At 42.3% G+C, this 21755-nt stretch carries 15 protein-coding genes; 13 read left to right on the forward strand and 2 right to left on the reverse strand.

The window, feature by feature from the left end; translation table 11 throughout:
* Positions 1 to 131 precede the first annotated feature (131 nt).
* From ACP8HI_RS24610 to ACP8HI_RS24635, 6 genes are read left to right on the forward strand one after another with little or no spacing between them, the layout of a single operon-like run.
* Positions 132 to 1205 (forward strand): ABC transporter substrate-binding protein, encoded by a 1074-nt coding sequence (locus tag ACP8HI_RS24610; protein ID WP_438348736.1) that lies wholly within the window; start codon positions 132 to 134, stop codon positions 1203 to 1205.
* Between the two features lie 24 nt (positions 1206 to 1229).
* On the forward strand, positions 1230 to 2159 hold the full coding sequence (locus ACP8HI_RS24615) for a nucleoside hydrolase (protein ID WP_438348737.1): 930 nt from the start codon (positions 1230 to 1232) through the stop codon (positions 2157 to 2159).
* A gap of 27 nt (positions 2160 to 2186) precedes the next feature.
* Positions 2187 to 3008 (forward strand): ABC transporter permease, encoded by an 822-nt coding sequence (locus ACP8HI_RS24620; RefSeq protein WP_438348738.1) that lies wholly within the window; start codon positions 2187 to 2189, stop codon positions 3006 to 3008.
* Positions 3009 to 3014: 6 nt separating this feature from the next.
* Positions 3015 to 3800: an ABC transporter permease gene (locus tag ACP8HI_RS24625; RefSeq protein ID WP_438348739.1), complete on the forward strand. Its 786-nt coding sequence runs from the start codon at positions 3015 to 3017 to the stop codon at positions 3798 to 3800.
* A gap of 33 nt (positions 3801 to 3833) precedes the next feature.
* Entirely contained in the window at positions 3834 to 4892 is a 1059-nt protein-coding gene (locus tag ACP8HI_RS24630; RefSeq protein WP_438348740.1) for an ABC transporter ATP-binding protein, read from the forward strand.
* 22 nt (positions 4893 to 4914) lie between these two features.
* Positions 4915 to 6627, forward strand: coding sequence for an adenine deaminase C-terminal domain-containing protein (locus ACP8HI_RS24635; RefSeq protein WP_438348741.1), 1713 nt, complete (start codon positions 4915 to 4917; stop codon positions 6625 to 6627).
* Positions 6628 to 6748: 121 nt separating this feature from the next.
* Here ACP8HI_RS24635 and ACP8HI_RS24640 read toward each other — a convergent pair whose 3' ends face one another.
* The gene (locus ACP8HI_RS24640) at positions 6749 to 8302 is read right to left on the reverse strand and encodes an FAD-dependent oxidoreductase (RefSeq protein WP_438348742.1); all 1554 of its coding nucleotides are present in this window, start codon (positions 8300 to 8302) and stop codon (positions 6749 to 6751) included.
* 339 nt (positions 8303 to 8641) lie between these two features.
* Here ACP8HI_RS24640 and ACP8HI_RS24645 point away from each other — a divergent pair, with 339 nt between their 5' ends.
* From ACP8HI_RS24645 to ACP8HI_RS24675, 7 genes are all read left to right on the forward strand, one after another.
* Positions 8642 to 11482 carry a glycoside hydrolase family 3 C-terminal domain-containing protein gene (locus tag ACP8HI_RS24645; RefSeq protein WP_438351979.1) on the forward strand — a complete coding sequence of 947 codons (2841 nt, stop codon included), beginning with the start codon at positions 8642 to 8644 and terminating at the stop codon, positions 11480 to 11482.
* Positions 11483 to 11639: 157 nt separating this feature from the next.
* Entirely contained in the window at positions 11640 to 12578 is a 939-nt protein-coding gene (locus ACP8HI_RS24650) for an aldo/keto reductase family protein (RefSeq protein ID WP_438348743.1), read from the forward strand.
* A gap of 190 nt (positions 12579 to 12768) precedes the next feature.
* A complete protein-coding gene (locus ACP8HI_RS24655) occupies positions 12769 to 13398 on the forward strand; it encodes a hypothetical protein (RefSeq protein ID WP_438348744.1) in 630 nt (209 codons plus the stop codon).
* A 272-nt stretch (positions 13399 to 13670) separates the two neighbouring features.
* Positions 13671 to 14726, forward strand: coding sequence for a hypothetical protein (locus ACP8HI_RS24660; RefSeq protein WP_438348745.1), 1056 nt, complete (start codon positions 13671 to 13673; stop codon positions 14724 to 14726).
* Between the two features lie 36 nt (positions 14727 to 14762).
* Positions 14763 to 19079: an S-layer homology domain-containing protein gene (locus tag ACP8HI_RS24665; RefSeq protein WP_438348746.1), complete on the forward strand. Its 4317-nt coding sequence runs from the start codon at positions 14763 to 14765 to the stop codon at positions 19077 to 19079.
* A 210-nt stretch (positions 19080 to 19289) separates the two neighbouring features.
* Complete coding sequence (locus tag ACP8HI_RS24670) at positions 19290 to 20234, forward strand: DUF2167 domain-containing protein (protein WP_438348747.1); 945 nt, start codon at positions 19290 to 19292, stop codon at positions 20232 to 20234.
* Positions 20235 to 20503: 269 nt separating this feature from the next.
* On the forward strand, positions 20504 to 20647 hold the full coding sequence (locus ACP8HI_RS24675; RefSeq protein WP_438348748.1) for a hypothetical protein: 144 nt from the start codon (positions 20504 to 20506) through the stop codon (positions 20645 to 20647).
* Here ACP8HI_RS24675 and ACP8HI_RS24680 read toward each other — a convergent pair.
* Positions 20632 to 21753, reverse strand: a complete 1122-nt coding sequence (locus ACP8HI_RS24680) for a glycoside hydrolase family 88 protein (RefSeq protein WP_438348749.1) — start codon at positions 21751 to 21753, stop codon at positions 20632 to 20634. The genes ACP8HI_RS24675 and ACP8HI_RS24680 overlap by 16 nt on opposite strands.
* Between the last annotated feature and the right edge of the window lie 2 nt (positions 21754 to 21755).

Below are 21755 nucleotides of genomic sequence, written 5' to 3' on the forward strand. Positions count from 1 at the left end.
ACGGGTGTCACTTTACTTTGTTTACAAAGAAAAGTGTTCTTGTCTAACAAGAATGCTTTTCTTTTTTTATGTGAAAAATAGAGAATGGTAACTAATTAATGAATTAAATACACTAAATGGGGGAAATAAAAATGAAAAAAATCATGGGATCACTACTTTCTTTAACGATGGCAGGGATATTGCTAGTGGGTTGTGGAAATGGGCAGAACAATGACTCGGCCGCAGGGCAAGAGCAAGCCGAAGGAAAGCCAACACAATTAGTTATCTCTACTTGGGGATTTTCTGAAGACTTCTTTAATAAAGAAGTGTATGCACCTTTTGAGAAAGAACATAATGTTAAGATCGTAACGGAAATAGGGAATAATGCAGAGAGACTGAACAAAATTCGTCAGGGAAGCGGTAATGTAGACGTCGTCTATTTATCGGATTATTATGCACAACAAGCAATAAATGAAGGGTTATTCGAGCAGATGGATCACAGCAAAATTCCAAATGTAGAGCAAGTCTATGATATAGCCAAAGCACCACTGGGTGAAGAGTATGGCCCGGCATTTACGATCGGTCGTCTTGGGATTGCCTATAACCCTGATTTGATCAAACAATCCGTTACTTCATGGGGCGATTTGTGGAGTGATGAATTCAAGAACAATGTCACCACGCCGAATATTACAACCACTGCAGGTCCTATGTTTGTAAGTGTGGCATCGACGGTAGCGGGAAATGAACAATTTAATGAAGATGCAGCCTTTGCGAAGCTCAAAGAGTTGAACCCGGGAATTGTGAAATATTATGGTCAGACCTCTGAGTTCGTCAATATGTTCTCACAAGAAGAGATCGCGGGTGGACCGATTATGGAAATGTATATGAAAGATTTGAAGGCTGCAATCCCTAATGCTGTGTTCGTCTCACCTAAGGAAGGCGCTTATGCGGTTATGAATACAGTGAACATTGTTAAAGGAAGTAAGAATAAAGAGCTAGCAGAACAATTCATTAACTGGCACCTTAGCAAGGAAGTTCAAGAGAAGTCTGCGAAAGCCAAAGTGGATTCCCCTGTAAACACGGAAGTAGTTCTGAACGCAGAAGAAGCAGATGGAGTTACCTATGGTGCAGACGTTGTTAATAATCTGTTGAAGCTAGATATGAAATTCGTTAATGACAATATTAAAACATGGACTGACCGCTGGAATCGTGAATTAGCTCAATAATCTAGATAGGGGACGATAATTAGGATGCGACAAATCATTCTTGATGTAGATACAGGTATTGATGATGCCCTTGGTATTATGCTTGCAGTGAAGAGCGGAATCGTTAATATTGAAGGAATTACGACAGTTAACGGTAATGTCTCTCTCCAAAAGGCCACGAATAATACATGCAAAATTCTAGAATTCATTGATGCTACGGATATTCCTGTTATACAAGGGGCAGACCGCCCCCTTGTACGCGATCCTAAGTTTGAGCATGATGTTCATGGTGTGGACGGATTAGGTGGGGCGCTCAAGGATATGACGCCATCTAAAAAGCCAGACGAAGGCTTCGCGCCTGATTTCATCATTCGTACTGTGAAGCAGTATCCTGGCTTAGTCACACTGATTATGACAGGACCGCTCACGAATCTGGCTCTGGCTCTGCGTAAATGTGCGGAGCTTCCAGAACTTGTGGATGAAGTTGTGTTCATGGGCGGTGTGGTTCAAGGTATGGGCAATATTACACCTATGGCGGAGTATAACATGTATGTTGATCCAGAGGCTGCGCGAGAGGTGTTCCATGCTGGATTTAAGAAACTGACGATGGTTGGCTTAGATGTCACGCGTAAGGCACTTCTTAGGGATGATCATATTTCGGAACTGACCGATCCTAAGATCAAAGCGTATGTGGCGCAAAGCATGAATGATTACATGGATCGACATGCAAGACGTAACGATGGTATTCGAGCCTGTGCTCTCCATGATCCACTTGCTGTAGGCATCGTTCTTGATAGGGAATTAGTCACGACGAAGGCTTATCACGTGGATATCGAGACGAGTAGCCAATTATGTGACGGGCAGACCGTTTGCGACTTTCAGGATCGTTGGGCTAAGCCATCTAATATGAATGTTTGTGTCGATGTAGATAGTGAGGCATTCTTGAAATTATTTATTGATACCTTAAACAGATAACGTCTCGTCGGAACAGGAGCTAAATACATGAAAAAAACCTATTTATATTGGCTGCTGCTACCGGGCCTACTCTTTTTGATGGTGTTCATGATTATCCCGATCATTCTTACGATTGGGTCTACTTTTTTTCAACAAGGAAGTTTTACGATAAATGGATATGTACATTTTTTTAAAGATCCGTACTTCCTCAAAATCATGCTAACCACACTTCAGGTCAGTGTCGTATGTACAATGGTAAGTATTGTACTTGGCTTTCCAGTGGCATATTACATTTCGAAAAAAGCGCCACGCAAGAAGGGTATTCTACTTGCACTAGCGATTTTCCCATTGCTCACAAGTCCAGTAGTACGCTCCTTTAGTTGGATGATTATTCTCGGACGAAAGGGTCTCCTGAACAATTTCCTGATGTGGATAGGAATCATAGATAGTCCGTTGTCGATCATGTACACGCCGATAGCCATGACGATTGGTCTCATACATTTATTCTTACCCATGATGATTATTTCCTTAGTGGGTGTTCTTGAGAATATTGATCATGACTTAATGACTGCAGCTCAGAGCCTCGGAGCATCTAGATTTACAGCTTTCCGCAAAATCGTGTTTCCCTTAGCTATGCCGGGGCTAATTATCGGCAGTATTTTGGTGTTTGTAGGTAGCCTTACCGCGTATACTACACCAGCACTTTTAGGGGGTAAGCAGCGAGTGATTGCGACGTTCCTATATCAGAATGCGATGACCTTAAATGATTGGTATTTAGCTTCCGTCATAGCAACAATCATGATTGTGATCACCTTTGTGGTTGTAGTCTTTATGAACAAAGTAGCTAAGAAATTAAATCCGAAGGGGTAGAAAGAAATGCAGAACAAAAGTATTGGACTTGGCCTATTCAGTCTGTGTGTCTTTGTTTTTCTGCTGGGCCCGCTTCTGATCATATCGGTCACATCCTTTGAACCGGGTACAGTATTGAAATTCCCACCAGAATCCTTTTCGCTTCGGTGGTATCGGAATATTTTTGATATTGAAATGTTCCCTAAAACATTCAAGACTTCCATGATCGTCTCTCTGCTTGGCAATATCTTATCTCTACTGCTGGGAGTGCCTGCGGCGTATGCTTTAAGCCGGTTTAAGTTTCGAGGAAGAGATTTATTGAATGCTATATTTCTGTCACCCGTATTAATTCCGGGAATTGTGCTTGGATTTACCATGCTGAAATATTTGATCGTGTTGTATCATTTGCCCATTTACCTTGGACTACTTATTGGACATACAGTCATTATGTTACCTTTTATCATACGGGTGATTTCCTCAAGCCTATCTAATTTTGATTTTGCGATTGAGGAAGCTTCTATGAGTCTTGGTGCAGGTAGATTAAAGACTTTTTTCAAAGTGGTGCTACCCAATATTCGATCAGGAATTATTGCCGGTGTACTGATTGCCTTTCTGGAGTCATTCAACAATGTAGATATTTCACTATTTATGACAGGGCCTGGCGTAAGTACGCTGCCTATTCAAATGCTTACTTACGTGGAAAATTACTTCGACCCGACCATTGCTGCGATTTCCGTGCTATTGATGGTCATTACGGGCGTGCTTATGTTTGCCATAGAAAAAATAATGGGACTAGCTTATTTCACGAAATAAGCCGTTAGCCCAATGAACATGGAGGCACTGTGTATGTCACTCTTAACTTTAGACCGTGTATCGGTTGCTTACGATCACCAGTTGATCTTAAAAGACTTTAGCCTCGACATCGAAAAAGGACAACTGTTATCACTGCTCGGACCGAGCGGTTGCGGGAAAACGACTACGCTGCGTCTTATTGCAGGATTCCTGGAAGCCAAAGACGGCAAATTCTTATTTGGGGGCAAGGATTATACACGAGTTCCCGTGAATAAGCGTAATTTCGGATTTGTATTTCAGAGCTATGCGCTGTTTCCTCACCTTTGCGTTTACGATAACGTGGCATTTGGTTTGCGATTGCGCAAGGTAAAAGATGATGAGATTAAGAAACGTGTGTTGCACATTCTTGATACCGTAAGAATGATAGGTTTTGAGAAGCGCTTCCCAGAAGAATTATCCGGTGGACAAAGACAACGTGTAGCGATTGCAAGAGCTTTGGTGATTGAACCGGACTTGTTATTGTTCGATGAACCGCTTAGTAACCTGGATGCCAACTTGCGTGTAGATATGCGCGTTGAAATTCGCCGAATCCAACAGGAACTTGGTATTACGACGGTCTATGTATCACATGACCAAGAGGAATGTTTCTCGATCTCGGATCAAGTCGCCATTATGAACAAAGGGAATATCGAGCAGCTGGATAAGCCATCAACTATTTTTAAATATCCCACAACGGAGTTTGTCGCTAAGTTTATTGGATTTAATAACTTCTTACTCTTTGAATCTAGGAATAGTGAGAATGGTGAAATTCATCTTACGCTTAAGGGGCATACCTTCTCGGCTTCACAACACATGGGAACAAACAATCCTAAAGCACTCAAGGGTGCATTCCGCCCAGATGACTTGATGCTCTTTGAGGTGGATGGAGAGGACAGGGAGAACTCTATTCTGGGCCTGATTAAGGTGAGCACCTACCTTGGTCGTAGCTACCAGTATGTTGTTGAAACGGAATTCGGAGAGTTCACGGTTAATAAGGAGATGGATCGACCTTATCTCAGTGGCCAAAGAATAAACCTCATTTTCCCCAAAGACAAGATGGTATTGGTGGAATAAGAAAGAGAGATGGTGATTGATCATGCATGCAGACGTGTTGATTTTAGATGTACACGTATTTAATAGTTACTTCAAGAAATTTGAGCGAGGGAACGTAGCTGTTCAATCAGGAAAGTTTCTATACATTGGTAAACGTGGTGTTGAAACATTCGTAGGAGCAGAGATCATTGAAGGACGTGGGAGATATATGATCCCAGGGCTTGTAGATATCCATCTACATATCGAGAGCACGATGATAACTCCAGCTACATTCTCTTACGGTCTGATCCAGAATGGTGTCACGACGATTGTTCCTGAACCGCATGAGATGGCCAATGTGTTCGGTGTCGAGGGAGTTCATGAGATGATGACCGCAAGTCAGAACTGCGTTGCGGACATGTTCTATGCCATTCCAAGCTCCGTACCAGCTACTCCGATGGAGACGACGGGTGGATCCATTGAAATAGAGGATATCGATGAATTAATGAAGACAGGAAATATGGCTTGTCTCGGGGAGATCATGAATTACGTAGATGTCATTCGTGACCCGGATTGTAAGACGAACCAGATTCTGAGACATATTCGAACTCATTACCCTGATCTTACGATCGAGGGACATACACCCAAGCTACTGGATCTAGATCTGCATCAGCTTATTTATGCAGGGATTGATTCAGATCATACACATCAGAGTATTGAAGGCATGACAGCCCGTATTGAAGCAGGGATGTTTATAGAGATTCAAGAGAAGTCGATGACAGAAGATATTATGGATTATCTTATTCATCATGATGTTTCTGAGCATTTCTGCTTCATAACGGATGATGTGATGACGGACTCCTTTGTGGAGCATGGTCATCTCAATCATCTTGTACGAAAAGCAATCGCTATGGGAATGCAGCCAGAGGATGCCATTTATGCCGCGACATTAACGCCTGCGAAACGTATGAAGTTGTATGATCGTGGGAGCATTGCGCCTAATAAGACGGCGGATTTCCTGTTACTATCTGATCTGTCCAAGATGGTCATAGACGAGGTGTACAAAGACGGGAATAAAGTATTCTCTATCGAGGATGAATACGTTCAGAATGTTCAAGTGGGTCAATTTCCAGAACATTTCTATCATAGTGTGAAGCTTTCGGTACTTGGAGAGAACGACTTCGATGTTCCTGTAGCTGTATCCGATGGGGAATATACTTGTCGCGTGATGATGATCAAGGACGGCTCAACCTTTACGGAAGAGCATCATGAGTTGGTCTCTGTTACGGATGAGTTATTGAACTGGGAAGAGAGCCCGCACGGACTTATTGCCACATTCGAGCGATACGGTAAGAACGGAAATCGTGCCTATGGGCTCATTGGTGGAGATACCATCAAGCGTGGAGCCATTGCGACAACATACTCTCACGATAATCACAATTTACTTGTCGTAGGACGGAATCGACAGGATATGATGATCGCAGCGAATGAGGTGATCCGTAATCAAGGTGGATTCTGTGTCGTGGACAATGGTGAGATCCGTTCGTTCCTTCATCTCCCAGTTGGAGGCATCCTTACGGAGGAGCCGCTTATAAAAGTGGCATCAGAGGTGAAGCATCTACGTACGGAAATGGAGAGACTTGGATACAAGCACTACAATCCAATTATGTCGATTAGCACCCATTCCCTAGCAGTTAGTCCAGCACTGAAAATCACCGATTATGGGTTGATTAATGTGAACGAAGGCAAGGTTGTTTCCCTGATCGTAGATCTATAGATAGTCGATTAATATGAAATACAAACGACCCACTCCATTTGTTGAATGAGAGTGGGCTATTTGTGTTTCTCGAACCTAAATAGAGGAAACCTTCGTAAATGCAGTATGAACTTCGACATCGTTATACTTTGTCATAATCTAACCTCTTGAGGGCTTCTTGTGCCGGACCTTCCATAACCTTCCCATCATAGCCGAATCTAGAACCATGACAAGGACAATCCCAAGTGCGTTCGCCCTCGTTCCATTCTACCTCGCAGCCCATATGTGTGCATGTCGTATCCACGAGATGCAGATTGCCTTCAGGATCGCGGTAGGCGCCCGCTCTTTTTCCATAATGCGTGATGACAGAACCCTCATCTTTCTCAAGCTCGTCTGCTTTAGTATAGACAATGCCTAACTTGCCAGTTAGCATTTCCTTGGCCACATTGGCATTCTGAACGACGAAATTCTTAATACTTGGATCAGCGTTAAAGCGTGAAGGGGAGAAGAGGTCGGAATAGAGGTTGTCTCTTCCTTGAATTTGATCAGTAATGATCCTTGCAGCCACAGCACTGGTTGTCATTCCCCACTTGGCAAATCCAGTCGCTACGTAAATGCCCTCATCCTTCGATGTGATCTGACCGATATAAGGTACTTTATCGAGTGTGACCAAGTCTTGCGTAGACCAACGGAATGGGATTCCTTGATTCCCTAGCAATTTCGCTCCGAATTCCTCCAGATTTTCATAATGGCGGTAGGTGCAAATCCCCTGTCCAGTCTTATGGCTTTCTCCTCCGACAAGCACAAGCTGCTCTCCATTCCATGATGCGGTTCTTAGAGAGCGCGTAGGCTCATCGACACTGATATACATCCCTTCTGCAAAAGGTGTCTGTGGTTTCATAGCGATGACATAAGATCGTTCCGCGTGCAGACGTGAGAAGAAGAATCCGCCCCCATCACTAAATGGGAAGTGGGAGGTGGAGACGAGATGCTGACACGTAATATGGTGATCTCCATGAAGGGTTGTGAGGGTAAAGGGCCGTTCTCCTTCAAGCCTATTACTCACAGTTGTATTCTCATAAATAACTCCACCCGCTTTGACTATGGCGTCCACTAGAGCCTTTAAATAAGCTAAAGGATGGAATTGGGCTTGCCCCGGTAGTTGAATGGCTCCTTTTACATGAAGGGGGACAGGGACACTCTCTTTCCACTGACCAGGAATACCAAGTTTCTCATAGGCTTTAAATTCTTTCATAAGCTTAGCCTCTGCCTGATTGCTCTCCGCATACAAATAGGCATCCTGCTGTTGCCATTCACAGGGTATGTTGTGTTCCTTTACGGTTTGCGCAATCCATTGTAGGGCGTCATTGTTGGCCTGATAGTATTTGGAGGCCTGAGCTTCCCCTAGATTTTGTATTAATTCATCATAAATCATACCATGCTGAGCGGTAACCTTGGCGGTGGTATGACCGGTAGTACCTTGTAATATTTGACCAGCATCCAATACAGCAACCTTGAATCCTTCTTTAGATAATAAGTAGGCCGTGGTGATGCCTGCAATCCCAGCTCCTACAATGGCTACATCCACGGTGATATTTTCAGTCAGTCGGGGAAAGGTGGGCAGTTCTGTTGAACTTCTCCATAGAGACTCAGGATATTGAGGTAATTGTTGTGTAGATGATATTGAATTATTCACAATAGGCTCCTCCAAATGATGTAGTGTTTGGGAATTAGTGTGCCTTAATATTCGTGAATTACTACTATTTTTTAAAATATAAAAAAGGTTGAGTTTTTTGGAGGAGATTCGAGCGAAGCTTCTTCCCTCTTACTGTCGAATAGATGCTTAAAGTAACTAAAATCAGCATTACGGGAATTTGGCCGGATTTAAGTGTATTTTATACAACTATTGGTGGTTGGAGGAGGTGGAATCTGACCAGGCACGTTGTCTTAAGGGTATGCCATACGATATGATAATAGGTGGAGAACTTCTTCCCAGTTATATTACTAACAATAAGATTTAAGTAAAGGAGAGAACATATTGAATAACGAGCAAAAGTACCCCTTCCAAGATCATACAGCAGACTTGGACACAAGAGTTAAGGATCTGGTATCTCGTCTGACGCTAGATGAGAAGATTGAATCGATGTTGCAGTATCAACCAGAAGTTTCCCGCCTTGGAATCGGTGCATATAAGCATGGAACGGAAGTAGCACACGGATTGTCATGGCTTGGAGAGGCAACGATGTTCCCGCAACCTGTAGGTCTGGCATGTACTTGGGACACGGCACTAATGAAAGAAGTTGGTGAAGTTCTAAGTGACGAGGCACGTGTATTCTACAAGCGTAACCCTGCTGTTAATGGCCTAACCCTTTGGGCACCAACGGTTGATATGGAACGTGATCCACGTTGGGGACGTAATGAAGAAGCTTATGGTGAAGACCCAGAATTGACAGGTGAGCTGGCAACGGCACTTGTAAAAGGACTTCAAGGTGACCATCCGGTATACCTTAAATCAGTAGCAACTCTGAAGCACTTCTTGGCTAACAATAATGAAATTGATCGTGGCGTAGGTTCTTCCAGTATCGATCCTCGCAATATGAGAGAGTATTACTTGAAAGCCTTTGAGCAGGCATTCGTAGAGGGCGGAGCTCAATCGATGATGACAGCTTACAACTCCATTAATGGTACCCCTGCACTTCTTCATCCGTATGTGAATGAAATCGTCAAGGATGAATGGAACATGGATGGTTTCGTTGTCAGTGATGCGGGCGATGTGATGGGTATTATGAATGACCATAAATACTACGACTCTCATACACCAGGTGTTGTGGAATCCATTAAAGCCGGTATTGATAGCATTACAGATGAAGCAGATCTATCAATGATTGCTATTCGAGAAGGGCTAGAGTTGGGAACGTTGACAGAGGATGATCTGGACCTTGCACTGTTCAACACATTCCGCGTTCGCTTCCGTCTAGGTGAGTTCGATCCTGAAGAACTTGTACCGTATGCTTCCATTGGTGAAGAATCGATGATGACAGAACATGCAAAGAAGACATCATTGAAGGCAGCACAGAAATCCGTTGTTCTTTTGAAGAATGATAATGAGACTCTTCCATTGAACAAAGAGAAGTTGAACAAAGTCGCTGTTATTGGTCAACTCGGCGGTATCGTATATCGTGACTGGTACTCAGGAACATTTCCTTATTCCGTAACTCCTTTGGAAGCAATCCAGAAGAAGTTGGAAGGTAAAGAAGTTGTATTCAAGGACGGAAATGAACAGATTAGATTGAGTTCCGTTGCTAACAATCAATGGGTAGGTCTTGGCGAAGACGAGAAGGCACCATTAATCGCAGATAAAGCACAAGCTAGCGATGCAGAGACATTTACGTTGACGGATTGGGGATTCGGAAGCTTCACCTTGAAATCCAATAGCAATGGCAAGTATGTTACGACAGACGAAGAAACGTTGTTAGCTTCAGCGGATGAAGTCTATGGTTGGTTTACGAAGGAAGATCTGCATGTGATTCCGCAAGAAGATGGTTCGGTTGCTTTGACGACTTGGGATGGTAAGACAGTTACTGTACCAGAGAACGGTAATGGTGCTATCGCAGTATCCGAAGAAATCAAGGAATTTGGGACTCATGAGCAATTTAACAAAAACGTTATCGTAAACGGTCTGGAAGAAGCGATTGCTGCAGCTAAGGAAGCAGAAACAGCTATCGTATTCGTTGGTAACAATCCGCTATTGAATGGTAAAGAAACGATTGATAGACCGAGCCTAGAACTTCCTGAATTTCAGCAACGTATGGTTGAAGAAGTTTATAAAGTGAATAAGAATGTCATCGTTGTCGTTGTGGGTAGCTATCCATTTACGATGAACTGGGTTCATGAGAATATACCAGCGATCGTGTACACATCACATAGTGGACAAGAGCACGGTAATGCGATTGCGGATGCATTGTTCGGTGATGTAGCTCCTGCAGGTCGTACGAACATGACTTGGTACAAATCAGCAGATCAATTGGCTGAATTCCTGGATTATGACATCATTAAAGGTAATCGTACGTATCAATACTTTGAAGGTGAAGTGTTGTATCCATTCGGACATGGCCTAACTTACAGCACATTCGAATATAGTAACTTTAAGGTGAGTGCTTCTGAGATTGATGCCGATGGTGAACTAACCGTTACTGTGGATGTGAAGAACGCAGGTAAATATGCAAGTGATGAAGTAGTGCAGCTGTATATCCGTGCTAATGAATCTCGTGTGAAACGTCCAATCAAGACATTGAAGGGCTTTAACCGTATTCATCTAGCAGTTGGTGCAACGACTACTGTAAGCTTCACACTTCCTGTTAAAGAATTGGCATTCTGGGATGTTACAAGAGATAAATACTGTGTAGAAACTGGAACATATTCCATCATGATTGGTAAATCGTCGGCTGATATTCAGTTTATCGAAAACGTTCTCGTAAATGGTGAAACCATTCCTGCACGTAACCTAAATATGGTAACGAGAGCTGAGAACTATGATGATTACCATGGTGTCATCCTAGACGAGAGTAAAGAAGGCGGCACATGTATCTCGGAGATCGAGAATGGTGATTGGATTGCCTTTAAAGATGTCGATTGTGGAGATGGTGTTTCTAAATTTGAAGCACGTGTATCCAGCATCAGTGAAGGTGGGGCAATTGAGATTCGTCTTGGTAGCCCAACGGGAACTCTTGTAGGTACTGCTACTGTAGGTAATACAGGAGATTGGCAGGCTTGGACCACGGTCCATGGTGACGTTGTGGGTACATCAGGTAACCAAGATGTTTACCTCGTATTCACAGGTGCGCTACGGATAAGCACATTTCAATTTGCGAAATAAGAATTCTTCAGTTCAATAATTCAAATGAGGCCACCGACATGTTGTCGGTGGCCTATTTAATTTTAAATTAACCTTCCAAAGAACATGCATAATGTTTACAATTAAGGTTGTACAATAGAACGACCATAACATACGTTTAGAGGAGGATATTACGATCATGAAATACCGGAGACTTGGAGCAAGCGGATTAAAGGTTAGTGAGATCAGTTTGGGCAGTTGGTTGACTTACGGTGGGTATGTGGAGCAAGAGAATGCCGTTAAGGCGATTCAGACAGCCTATGATGCAGGGGTCAACTTTTTCGATACGGCTAATGTATATGAACGTGGAGCGGCGGAACAGTTGTTAGGTCCGACACTTAAGGCATATCCTCGGGAGTCGTATGTATTGGCTACAAAAGTATTTGGTAACATGGGAGATGGACCCAATGATTCAGGGTTGTCCCGTAAACATATCATGGAGCAATGTCATGCGAGTCTGAAGCGTCTAGATACGGACTATGTTGATATTTATTATTGTCACCGCTTTCATCCAGAGACTCCGATAGAAGAAACTTTACGTGCACTAGATGACTTGGTACGTCAAGGTAAAGTACTTTATGTTGGGGTGAGTCAATGGACGGCGGCGCAAATGGAAGCAGCACTTGCTGTAGCTGACCGTTATTTGCTAGATCGTATCGTTGTTAATCAACCCCTTTACAATATGTTTGAGCGTGAGATCGAGAAAGAAATTATTCCTCTCGGTGAGAAGAAAGGTATCGGGCAAGTCGTGTACTCACCATTAGCTCAAGGCTTATTGACAGGTAAGTATAGCTCTTCAGGAACCATCCCAGAGAACAGTCGCGCAGCTAAGCTTGGATGGAATGAGGATAAGATTAGTGATGTGCGCATTGCTAAAGTTCAGCAGCTAGAGCTAATAGCGAATGAACTAGATATAAAGGTCGGGCAGTTAGCACTAGCCTGGATATTGCGTCAGGACAATGTATCTAGCGCGTTGGTTGGGGCGAGCCGTCCTGAGCAAGTGGTGCAGAATGTGGAAGCCTCGGGTATCATCTTATCTGAAGAGGTGCTTACGCGAGTTGAGCAAATACTAGCTTAAAGTACGAGTTCGAATATAATAGATCAATATATCTGCCCCTGTAATGATGCGTATAAGCATATCATTACGGGGGATTTTGCATTGTCCCGAGACTAAAGTCCAGTATCGAGCTAGACCTCGGACAGTTATGCCTATGATATTCTTTTGTTACACTGGATAGTGAAGAATGACTACATATGAGGTGGATATAATGATAGCAAATATAGAAGACAAGCATTTGGAGAGTAGCATATATGTGTTGCTGACCGACACGGGTACCTTGTTCGGATCGTTGATTAAGCGTTTTACAGCCGCTCCTTATAACCATGCTTCTCTGGCACTGGATGTTGAGCTAAATGAAGTGTTCAGTTTCGCTCGTAAGCAGCCCAATAATCCTTGGATTGCAGGGTTTGTCGAAGAGGATGTGTATGAGGGGACCTTCAGTCGCTTTCCTAATACTCGCTGTGCATTGCTCCGATTACAGGTGTCGAAACAGCAATATACCGATGCGATTCGGATCGTTCGATCTTTTCAGGATGAGCAGCAAGCCTATAGATACAACCTGGTTGGGTTATTGGGAGTGTTGATGGATCTCGACCTAAACGCGAAGAATGCTTACTTTTGCTCTCAATTTGTAGCAGAAACACTACGGAATACGGGTCTTTCTCTATGGGAGCGACCGTCAGCATTAGTGACGCCTAACGACTTTCTTTGTCATCCAGCTTTTGAAATATTGTACGAAGGACCTCTTTACAACTATTCGCTACTCGATAGAGACAGGTTAGGGTACAAGCCGCATGCGGCCGATGCCTCAATCCAATTGGAGCGACAGGCATTATGATAGATGCAATGGTCGCAGAAAAATTATTTCGAGTTGATTGAATTACCAAAGGCTCACGTACACCTCTTAGATAGGGATGCGTGAAATCCAGAGGTTTTTTTTATTGAAATAAAAGTTATTTTAAAAGTAAAAATAGTGTTGTATCGGTCAAATTTGTCGATTATGTGGCATTTACGGTCCACTTATAATAGTACATAGTCAGTCAATGGGGTCGTGCAATCAACGGCTATGATTTCATGTAAGTGCTTACATAAATGAGGAGGAGGTACATCGTGAAACCAAAAGTATTTACTCGGAATCGTGCTGTTGGCATGTTTTTCTTACTTGTTATATTTATTATCGGTACATGTGTAGTGATGGGGATGTCATCGCAAAAATCGAGTGATGAGGTTGTATTTGCAATCGACACTTATGAAGTGACGGATTCGGAGTTTAATGCCTTTTTACAAAACAAGAAGGCACTAACGGCAAGCTATTTCAAACGAACTTATGATATTGACTATAGTGAAGACTTTTGGACTTCTTCATTTAACGGCGAGAACCCGTTAGAGTATGCGAAACAACAGGTTATGGATGATTTGTTAAAGGTAAAGATTGAGCAAATCATGATGAAAGAAAATGGTGTGGTTAGTGATATTTCGTATAAATCTTTTTTGAAGAGTTTGGAATCAGAAAATAATGAACGACAACGCAAGCTTAAAAATAATGAGCCTATCTACGGTCCAAAGAATTACGGCGCACAGGAGTACTATTCATATTTGCACAGTATCAACTATCAGAAATTAATTGATAAATTATCGAAAGTAGCTTCAAATACATTATCTGATGACGCAGTACAACAAATGTATGAAGATATGAAGCTAGATTACTTTCATAAAGGGTACAGCTTTGATTACGAGAAAATATCTTTAATTAGTGAATCTGGTGGCTCGAAGGAGGCATTAGAGGAAATCCAACATATCTCAGTTTCAAATGATGTTTCTTTAGAAGAGGCGGCAAAATTAATAGGTCAATCTGTAAGAGTAGAGTCAATGACGTTGGATCTAGATGAAGTATCTAAGGATGATACGTTGTCACAGCTTCTTTATGAAACATTCTTGGAATTGAACGATGGAGAATTTAGTGAGGTAGATCAAATAAGTAGTGAATCATTTATGTACAGGATCTCTGAAAAACAAGATAAAGGCTTTGAAAAGTTCGATGATGTTAAAAGTGCAGTTATTCAGATCCATGTTCAAGGTCAACTTGAACAAAAGGTAAGCCAGCGTTTAAGTGAAGCTAAAGTTCAAATGAACGAGGAGGTGTTTAATAAAATAGCGTTCACTTAACACTTTTTTATAATATGAAAACAGGGGGATAATACTTTGAAAAAGCAGCCAATTAAACTCAAGTTTGTTTCAATGATACTTTCTGCTTCACTTGTCGCTATGATGATCATTCCAGCCCTACCTGTGCAGCAAGTTAGCGCGGCCCCAGAAAATATGGGTGCAGAGAAGATCGGAACACGAGTAGTCTCTGGCACTACGTACTATGTTAGCAATGGTGGTGACGATAATAATGATGGTAAATCTGAGGCTAAGTCATGGGCAACACTAGAGAAGGTTAACAATCAGCATTTTCAGCCCGGTGATCAAATATTGTTCAAGGCAGGAAACGTATGGAACGGCTCTATAAAACTAAGAGAAGTATCGGGTACGAAAGTAGCACCGATTATTTTTGATAAATATGGCAGTGTAGATCCAGATGTAAGACCGATCATTAACGGAAATGGTACGACTACAACAGAAGTCTCGGCCATCGTTAAAAATTATACTGGGGTTAAAGACAAAACGATGTCTGCTACGATCGATGTGGTAGATGGAAGTTACTTGGAATTTCACAATTTTGAGTTGACGAATAAAAATCCTAACGTTGTCTCTCAAAGAGCAGGAATTAACATAAGAACAGCGTCAACCACGGTGCAGGAATGGGAAGCCAATCGACATCAAGGGATTGTTATCAAAAATAACTATGTTCACGATGTAGATGGTAACCCAACGGGGTGGAAAGTTGGTAGTGGAGGAATTCTAATCCTTGGTAATATCACGGATGTGCTCGTCGAGGGAAACATCGTAAAGCATGTTGATATTGAAGGTATAAGAAATGCAGGATTATATAAAGAAGGCGATATTAACGCGAACTTTCCAAGAGTATTTGAAGACATTATATTCAACAACAACTATGTAGAAGATACACAGGGCGATGCATTTGTCATGAGCAACGTAGGGAAGAACGGCAGAATGGAATACAACACGGTCGTTAAACATTCTTCAAAAAATGTAGGGAATGTCAACTATGCTGGCCTATGGGTCATCGGTGTGAAGGATATGATTATGCAATACAATGAAGTATACGGAGGCGTCTACGGCTATAACGATGGTCAAGCATTCGACGTTGACATGTTCTGCGAAGGAACGCTCTATCAGTACAATTACAGCCATAGTAATCGAGGCGGATTCATTCTATTTATGGGTGGGTCGAAGAATTCATTAGTCCGTTATAATGTGAGTGTGAATGATGGAGATGGAAGATATATATTTCATTACTTACCAACCTCTGCGGGGGATGCCCCACTTATCCATAACAATACATTTTTTACGGATTCAAATATTAATACAAAATTGATCAGCGATCCAGGAAAATATTTGAGATTCTATAATAATATTTTTTACTCCAAGGCAAATACAACGCTTGGTCAAGATCGATTTGCTGGCGGTGAAGTGAAGAATAATATTTTTTATCCAGGTACTGGATATCAAGATGCAGTATTAACAGGGATCTCGTTAGCAGATAATTTGTTTGAAAGCCCACAATTTGCAAGAGCGGGTGAAGAACCAAATGATATTATCAATATGGCTAATGGAATGTTTGATGTGGAGAAATTGAACGGCTATAAATTGTTACCAGGTTCACCGGCTATCGATGCAGGGTTGGATATGAGCACGATCACACCTTCGGTATGGCCTACTGCCGATAAAGATTTTTTCAATAATTCGTTAACAGACGGGAAAGTAGATATCGGTGCGCATGAGTATTCGAACGATGCACCGATCAATCAATCACCGGAAATTATGCCGAAGACAATTACGCTTGATCGCACGGCATTAGATCTCTATTCCAAACATGTGGGAACTAAGTTAATTGCAACAGTGGGTCCTGAAGAAGCTTGGTTTAGTACTGTCAAATGGTCCAGCAGTGACCCATCCGTTGCAACTGTGAATATGAGTGGATTTATTACTCCTATGATCGAAGGTGTAACGACGATTACTGCTGAAAGCACAGTGGATCCGACTGTGAAAGCAGTGGCGCATGTAACTGTTCATGAACCATCTCCAATTGTGACTTATAAAGTTGCTACAGATGATACAGAGTTATCAGATGCAAATCCATCTATCGAGTTACGCATTGATGGTGTTACTGAGGATAATATAGCGATGAGTCATGCACCTTTTTATAAAGTAGAATACGAAACAGATAGTAAGCATGTTAGCGTGGATTCTTCAACTGGAAAGCTTGAGGCTACTGGTGATTTATCAGGTGTGAAGGAGATTGAAATCAGCGCTAAGGTGCAAGAATACAAAGAGCTTGTGTACTCGGAAAGTTTTGAATCAGGCTGGGGAGATTTTATACCTGAAACGGGTATAAGCATTACGACGGGCAGGATTTCAGATAAAGTATCCTATCAGGGTAAACAAAGTGCGTTATATGAAGTTGGTAATGGAAGTAATGCAATTCAGAAATTATTTGGAGCGAGTCAACAGGGCGTCGTTACTATGATGTTGTATGATGATGCTTCTAAGAATGGAAATACGCGAGTTGTTGCACATGTTGGTAATAGTAGAAGCAGTTTGTTAGCAGGTTTGGGTATACTTTACGATGGTAATGTTACTTACGGTTCGTTAGACAATTATTCTGTGCGCGCAAGTGGCGCATCAACATCATGGATACCTACTTCTGTGAAACGAAGTAAGGGGTGGCATGAGTTGAAATGGGACTATACATCGGGAACAGATTTGAAGATGTATATTGATGGTGTGCTTGTCCATACTACGACAGTCATCAAAGACTTTGACCGAATCGTACTCGGGTATTTATGGGATAGTGCCAATGGACGTACGTTTGCATTTGATAATATTAAATTTTCTAAAACAAATGAATTGATGACGAAATCAGTGGACTCCATTAAGATTCCTGTGAATTTTGTGGATAAGGAATCGCTGCGTAACGCTAATTTACTAGCTCAAAGCATATATGATGCGGCAGTTGCAGGGACAGAGCCTGGACAATATCCAGAAGGTTCGATGACTGTGTTAAATGATGCGATCATTGTTGCACAAACTGTGTTGAATAAACTGAAGGTAACGCAAACTGAATTAGATGCAGCGGTCGTTGCATTGAATGCAGCGGTGGAGGTATTCGAAGCATCAGTGAACAAAGATCCAGATGCACCAGTGAACACAGAAAAGTTAAGTAACGCCATTTCGGTGGCACAAGCTGTGTATGATAATGCAGTAGAAGGTACAGATGCTGGTCAGTATCCAGAAGGGGCAAAGATTCAATTGGAGCTTGCAATTGACGAAGCGCGAGTCATACTGGGCAGTGATGAAATAACACAAACTGAAATAGATGCAGCAGTCGTTGCATTGAACGCAGCGGTGGCATTATTTACATCAATTGTAATACCAGATCTGACTACGCCAACGTGGAGTAATGGATTATTGTCTGCTTCAAATGTAGGAACATCTAGATTAACATTGAACTGGTCCGGAACGGTGAATACAACAGATGTAACAGAATATAAAGTCTACAAAGATGGGTTGACCCTGGGAACAGTAACGGGCTCCGTATACAGTTACGAGGTAACCGGATTGAATTCTGATACCTTGTATGCTTTTAAAGTAGAGGCTGGTAATGGAAACAGTAAGTGGAGTACAGATGGCCCGGATGTAGCGCAACGCACTATAGTAGAAATGACAACACCGGGTGGTGGTGGATCTACTGATGGTGGCTCAGATCCTATTAAGAGTCCCGATGGAGGTAAAGATGGAGAAGTAACTGCTCCTGGAAACACAGGAACAGAAGGTGATAACAATGGTTCGACACCTCATGTGACTCTTACAGATGTTAACGGACATTGGGCATCGAGTGCAATTCAACAAGCAGTGAAGCTTGGATTTATTAAAGGTTATAGTGATAATACGTTCCGTCCAAATGCTAAAGTAACGCGTGCAGAGTTTGCTACGATGTTGGGACGCGCATTGAAATTAGAAGGTAAAGAGAGTGTAAGTTTTGCCGATCTTGATATAATTCCAGCATGGGCAAGAACTTTCGTAGCAGGGATTGTAGATGCGGGGATTGTCAATGGCTATAACGATAACACTTTCCGTCCTACACAGGATATTACACGTGTAGAAATTGCGGTTATGATTGTTAGAGCGCTTGATCTTCCACTTGATTCAAATGTAGACTTCACATTTGAAGATGCAGATAAGATCCCAGCATGGGCTAAACCGTATGTAGCTGCAGCGGTAAAAGCAAAACTACTTCAAGGTAGAGACACGAATGAGTTTGCTCCCACGGATCGTGCAACAAGAGCAGAAGCGGTTACTTTAATTTTAGCCTTGTTGAACAATGAACAATGAACAATGAATAAGTAATAAATAGATCGGGGAAGTGCCGCGTTTCGCGGACACTTCCTCGATTTTTTGTTCTACAAGAAAATAAGGGAACCGCCTCCTCCAGCCTATTTCCCATAGGTATTAAGGAGGAATTCTTCCAAATCTATTCATTATTAGGTTGTTCTCTCCGATATCTATTCTTTGTTGGTAAATAATAACTAGGAGAGATTATTGGTGGGAAATCGTAGGGATGGAAGATTTAGAACAACAGTCCGAACAGGATTCAACATGGTATTGGCTTTCATCGTGGTATTAAGCGTCATGATGAGTGTTACAAGTGTAGTTGATGCGGAAAGTGAAAGTACGGAGATTAATTGGGTAGAGGGCACAGGACAAGAAGTGGAACTTGGCACGATAGCAACACTTAAATTACAGCCAGATCTGATATTTCTAGACAAAGATGATACGGTGGCAAATGAGTTGTCTTACGGTGGAGTCCCAAGTTACAAGGAAATTGGATCTGTATTTCCAATGGATGAGAATGAAACATGGGCCGTGTTCTTCGATTATGATGATATTGGTCATATTGCCGATGACGAGAAGAACGATATCGACGCGGATGCATTGCTACAAAGTTATAAAGACGGAACGGAAGAAGCCAATAAGGAAAAAGAAGAAGCAAACCACTTATTCGTGGATCGTTGGGACGTTCCGCCGACCTATGATGACAATCTACATAGTTTGAAATGGTCACTTCTTGCTCATGACAACAACAATGAGACGATTATCAATTACAACGTTCGTATATTGACGAGAGAAGGTTATATCTCTGCTGTTCTCGTATCGGATCCTGAACATTTGGCAGAGGACCGTAAGTCATTTGAGAATATCGTATTATCCAACTTTTCAGTAGTTTCAGGCGAAGGTTACGCAGAATACGATGAATCGACTGATAAATTGGCTGAAATGGGCCTGACCGGGCTCATTGTGGGTGGAGCTGGATTAGTCGTGGCGAAGAAGGTAGGCTTAATTGCCATGCTTGTCGTGTTACTCAAGAAGTTTGGGATTATAGCGGTTGTTGCTATCGGTGGATTATTTAAATTTCTGCGTGGAAAAGGTAAGAAGAAAAATACGGACATGACTCCGAACAATGATACGGATGTTCGACCAGAAAATTAAGTTTGAGTGAAGACTCTTAAGTTTTTTATGAAGAGTGAGCCCGTTCGTATGGGGAGAGAGCAGGTCAAGGTGGTTATCCTTGATCTGCTCTTTGTCATTCTTCAGATGAACTCTTTCAGCAAGGGCATCTCACCCAGAGGGGGATTTCTTACACATAATGCTTCGTGATGAAGGTAGTGAAGGTGAGACCAGAATAGATACATAAAGTACATTTAATTAGCAGGAAAAGTAGGGAAAGAGAGAATTAGTTGTAAAAAGGACAGTTAAAAATGGCGATCACGCTGAAAAGTGGAGTTTCCAGTAATTTAGATGTACTCCATGCAACTAAAGTTAGCTTCAGAGGGATTGGGTTGAATTTAGATGTACTTATTGTACCTAATAGTGAATGGTTAATAGTTTATTCGTACCAATAGCCTTTAATTCCTGTCTGTATGCGGATCAACGCTTCGAGATAATAATAATCGCCCCAAATCATATAATCGTCGGGAGCACGATCGCCTCTGACATGATAGGAAGCATGCTTCAACAATCCTTCCGCATCCTCAATATCTGTCGTTGCATATTTGTTAACTAAAGATTCCATGCTATCCAGGATCGCTTTCTCGAATATGTTGCGATCGGGATCATTTACATCAAGAAGATCTACCAATTCGAGCAAGCCGCAAGCGGTAATCGCAGAAGCTGAACTGTCTCGTGGTGTCGCTTCTTCAAGGGGTACATCGAAATCCCAGTACACAACATGATCTTCAGGTAGACGTTGGATGAAGTAATGTGCCATTTGTTTCGATGTCTCCAGAAATGAAGCATCCTTCGTATAGCGGTATGCTAGAGCAAATCCGTAGATTCCCCAAGATTGACCACGTGTCCAGGTAGACCCATCCTCATATCCTTGATGTGTTCCACCACGAAAAGCATGTGCGGTCTTTGGATCGAAGTAGAACGTATGATAGGAAGAACCGTCACCACGAACGAGAAACTTTTGGCTTTTTAATGCATGCTGGTACGCGATATCGTAGTACTTACGCTCACCCGTCTGTTCGTAGGCCCAGAATAGCAACGGAAGATTCAATAGACAGTCAATAATGATCCGTCCGCCGTTTTCTGGATCGTCTTCTTTGCCCCATGCTTGAATGATTCCCATGGCTGGACGGAAACGGTCATATAACGTCTCAGCTGCTTGCAGTGCAACGGCACGAGCTTCTTGGCTCCCGGTCACGCGCCACTGAGCTACCGCGGATAACGAATAAAGAAACCCGATATCATGATGATCTAATGCAACATGACGTTCTACACGGTCTTTGAAGTTGGCAAGGAAGGATTCTGCCGCTTCCTTATAAGAAGATTCATGGCTATATTCGTAAGCAAGCCACATCATACCGATGTAGAAGCCTTCGATCCAATCATCGTTCTCACCCCATTCATAACGCTGTCCTTCAATAATATGAGGCAGTTTATTCGGGTGTTTAGCTATATTGTTTTTAACTTTAAGGATCGCATCTTCAATCGCATTCTTCCACATAT

Origin of the sequence: Paenibacillus sp. FA6 (assembly GCF_051550225.1) — a bacterium.
Lineage (GTDB): Bacteria > Bacillota > Bacilli > Paenibacillales > Paenibacillaceae > Paenibacillus_AQ.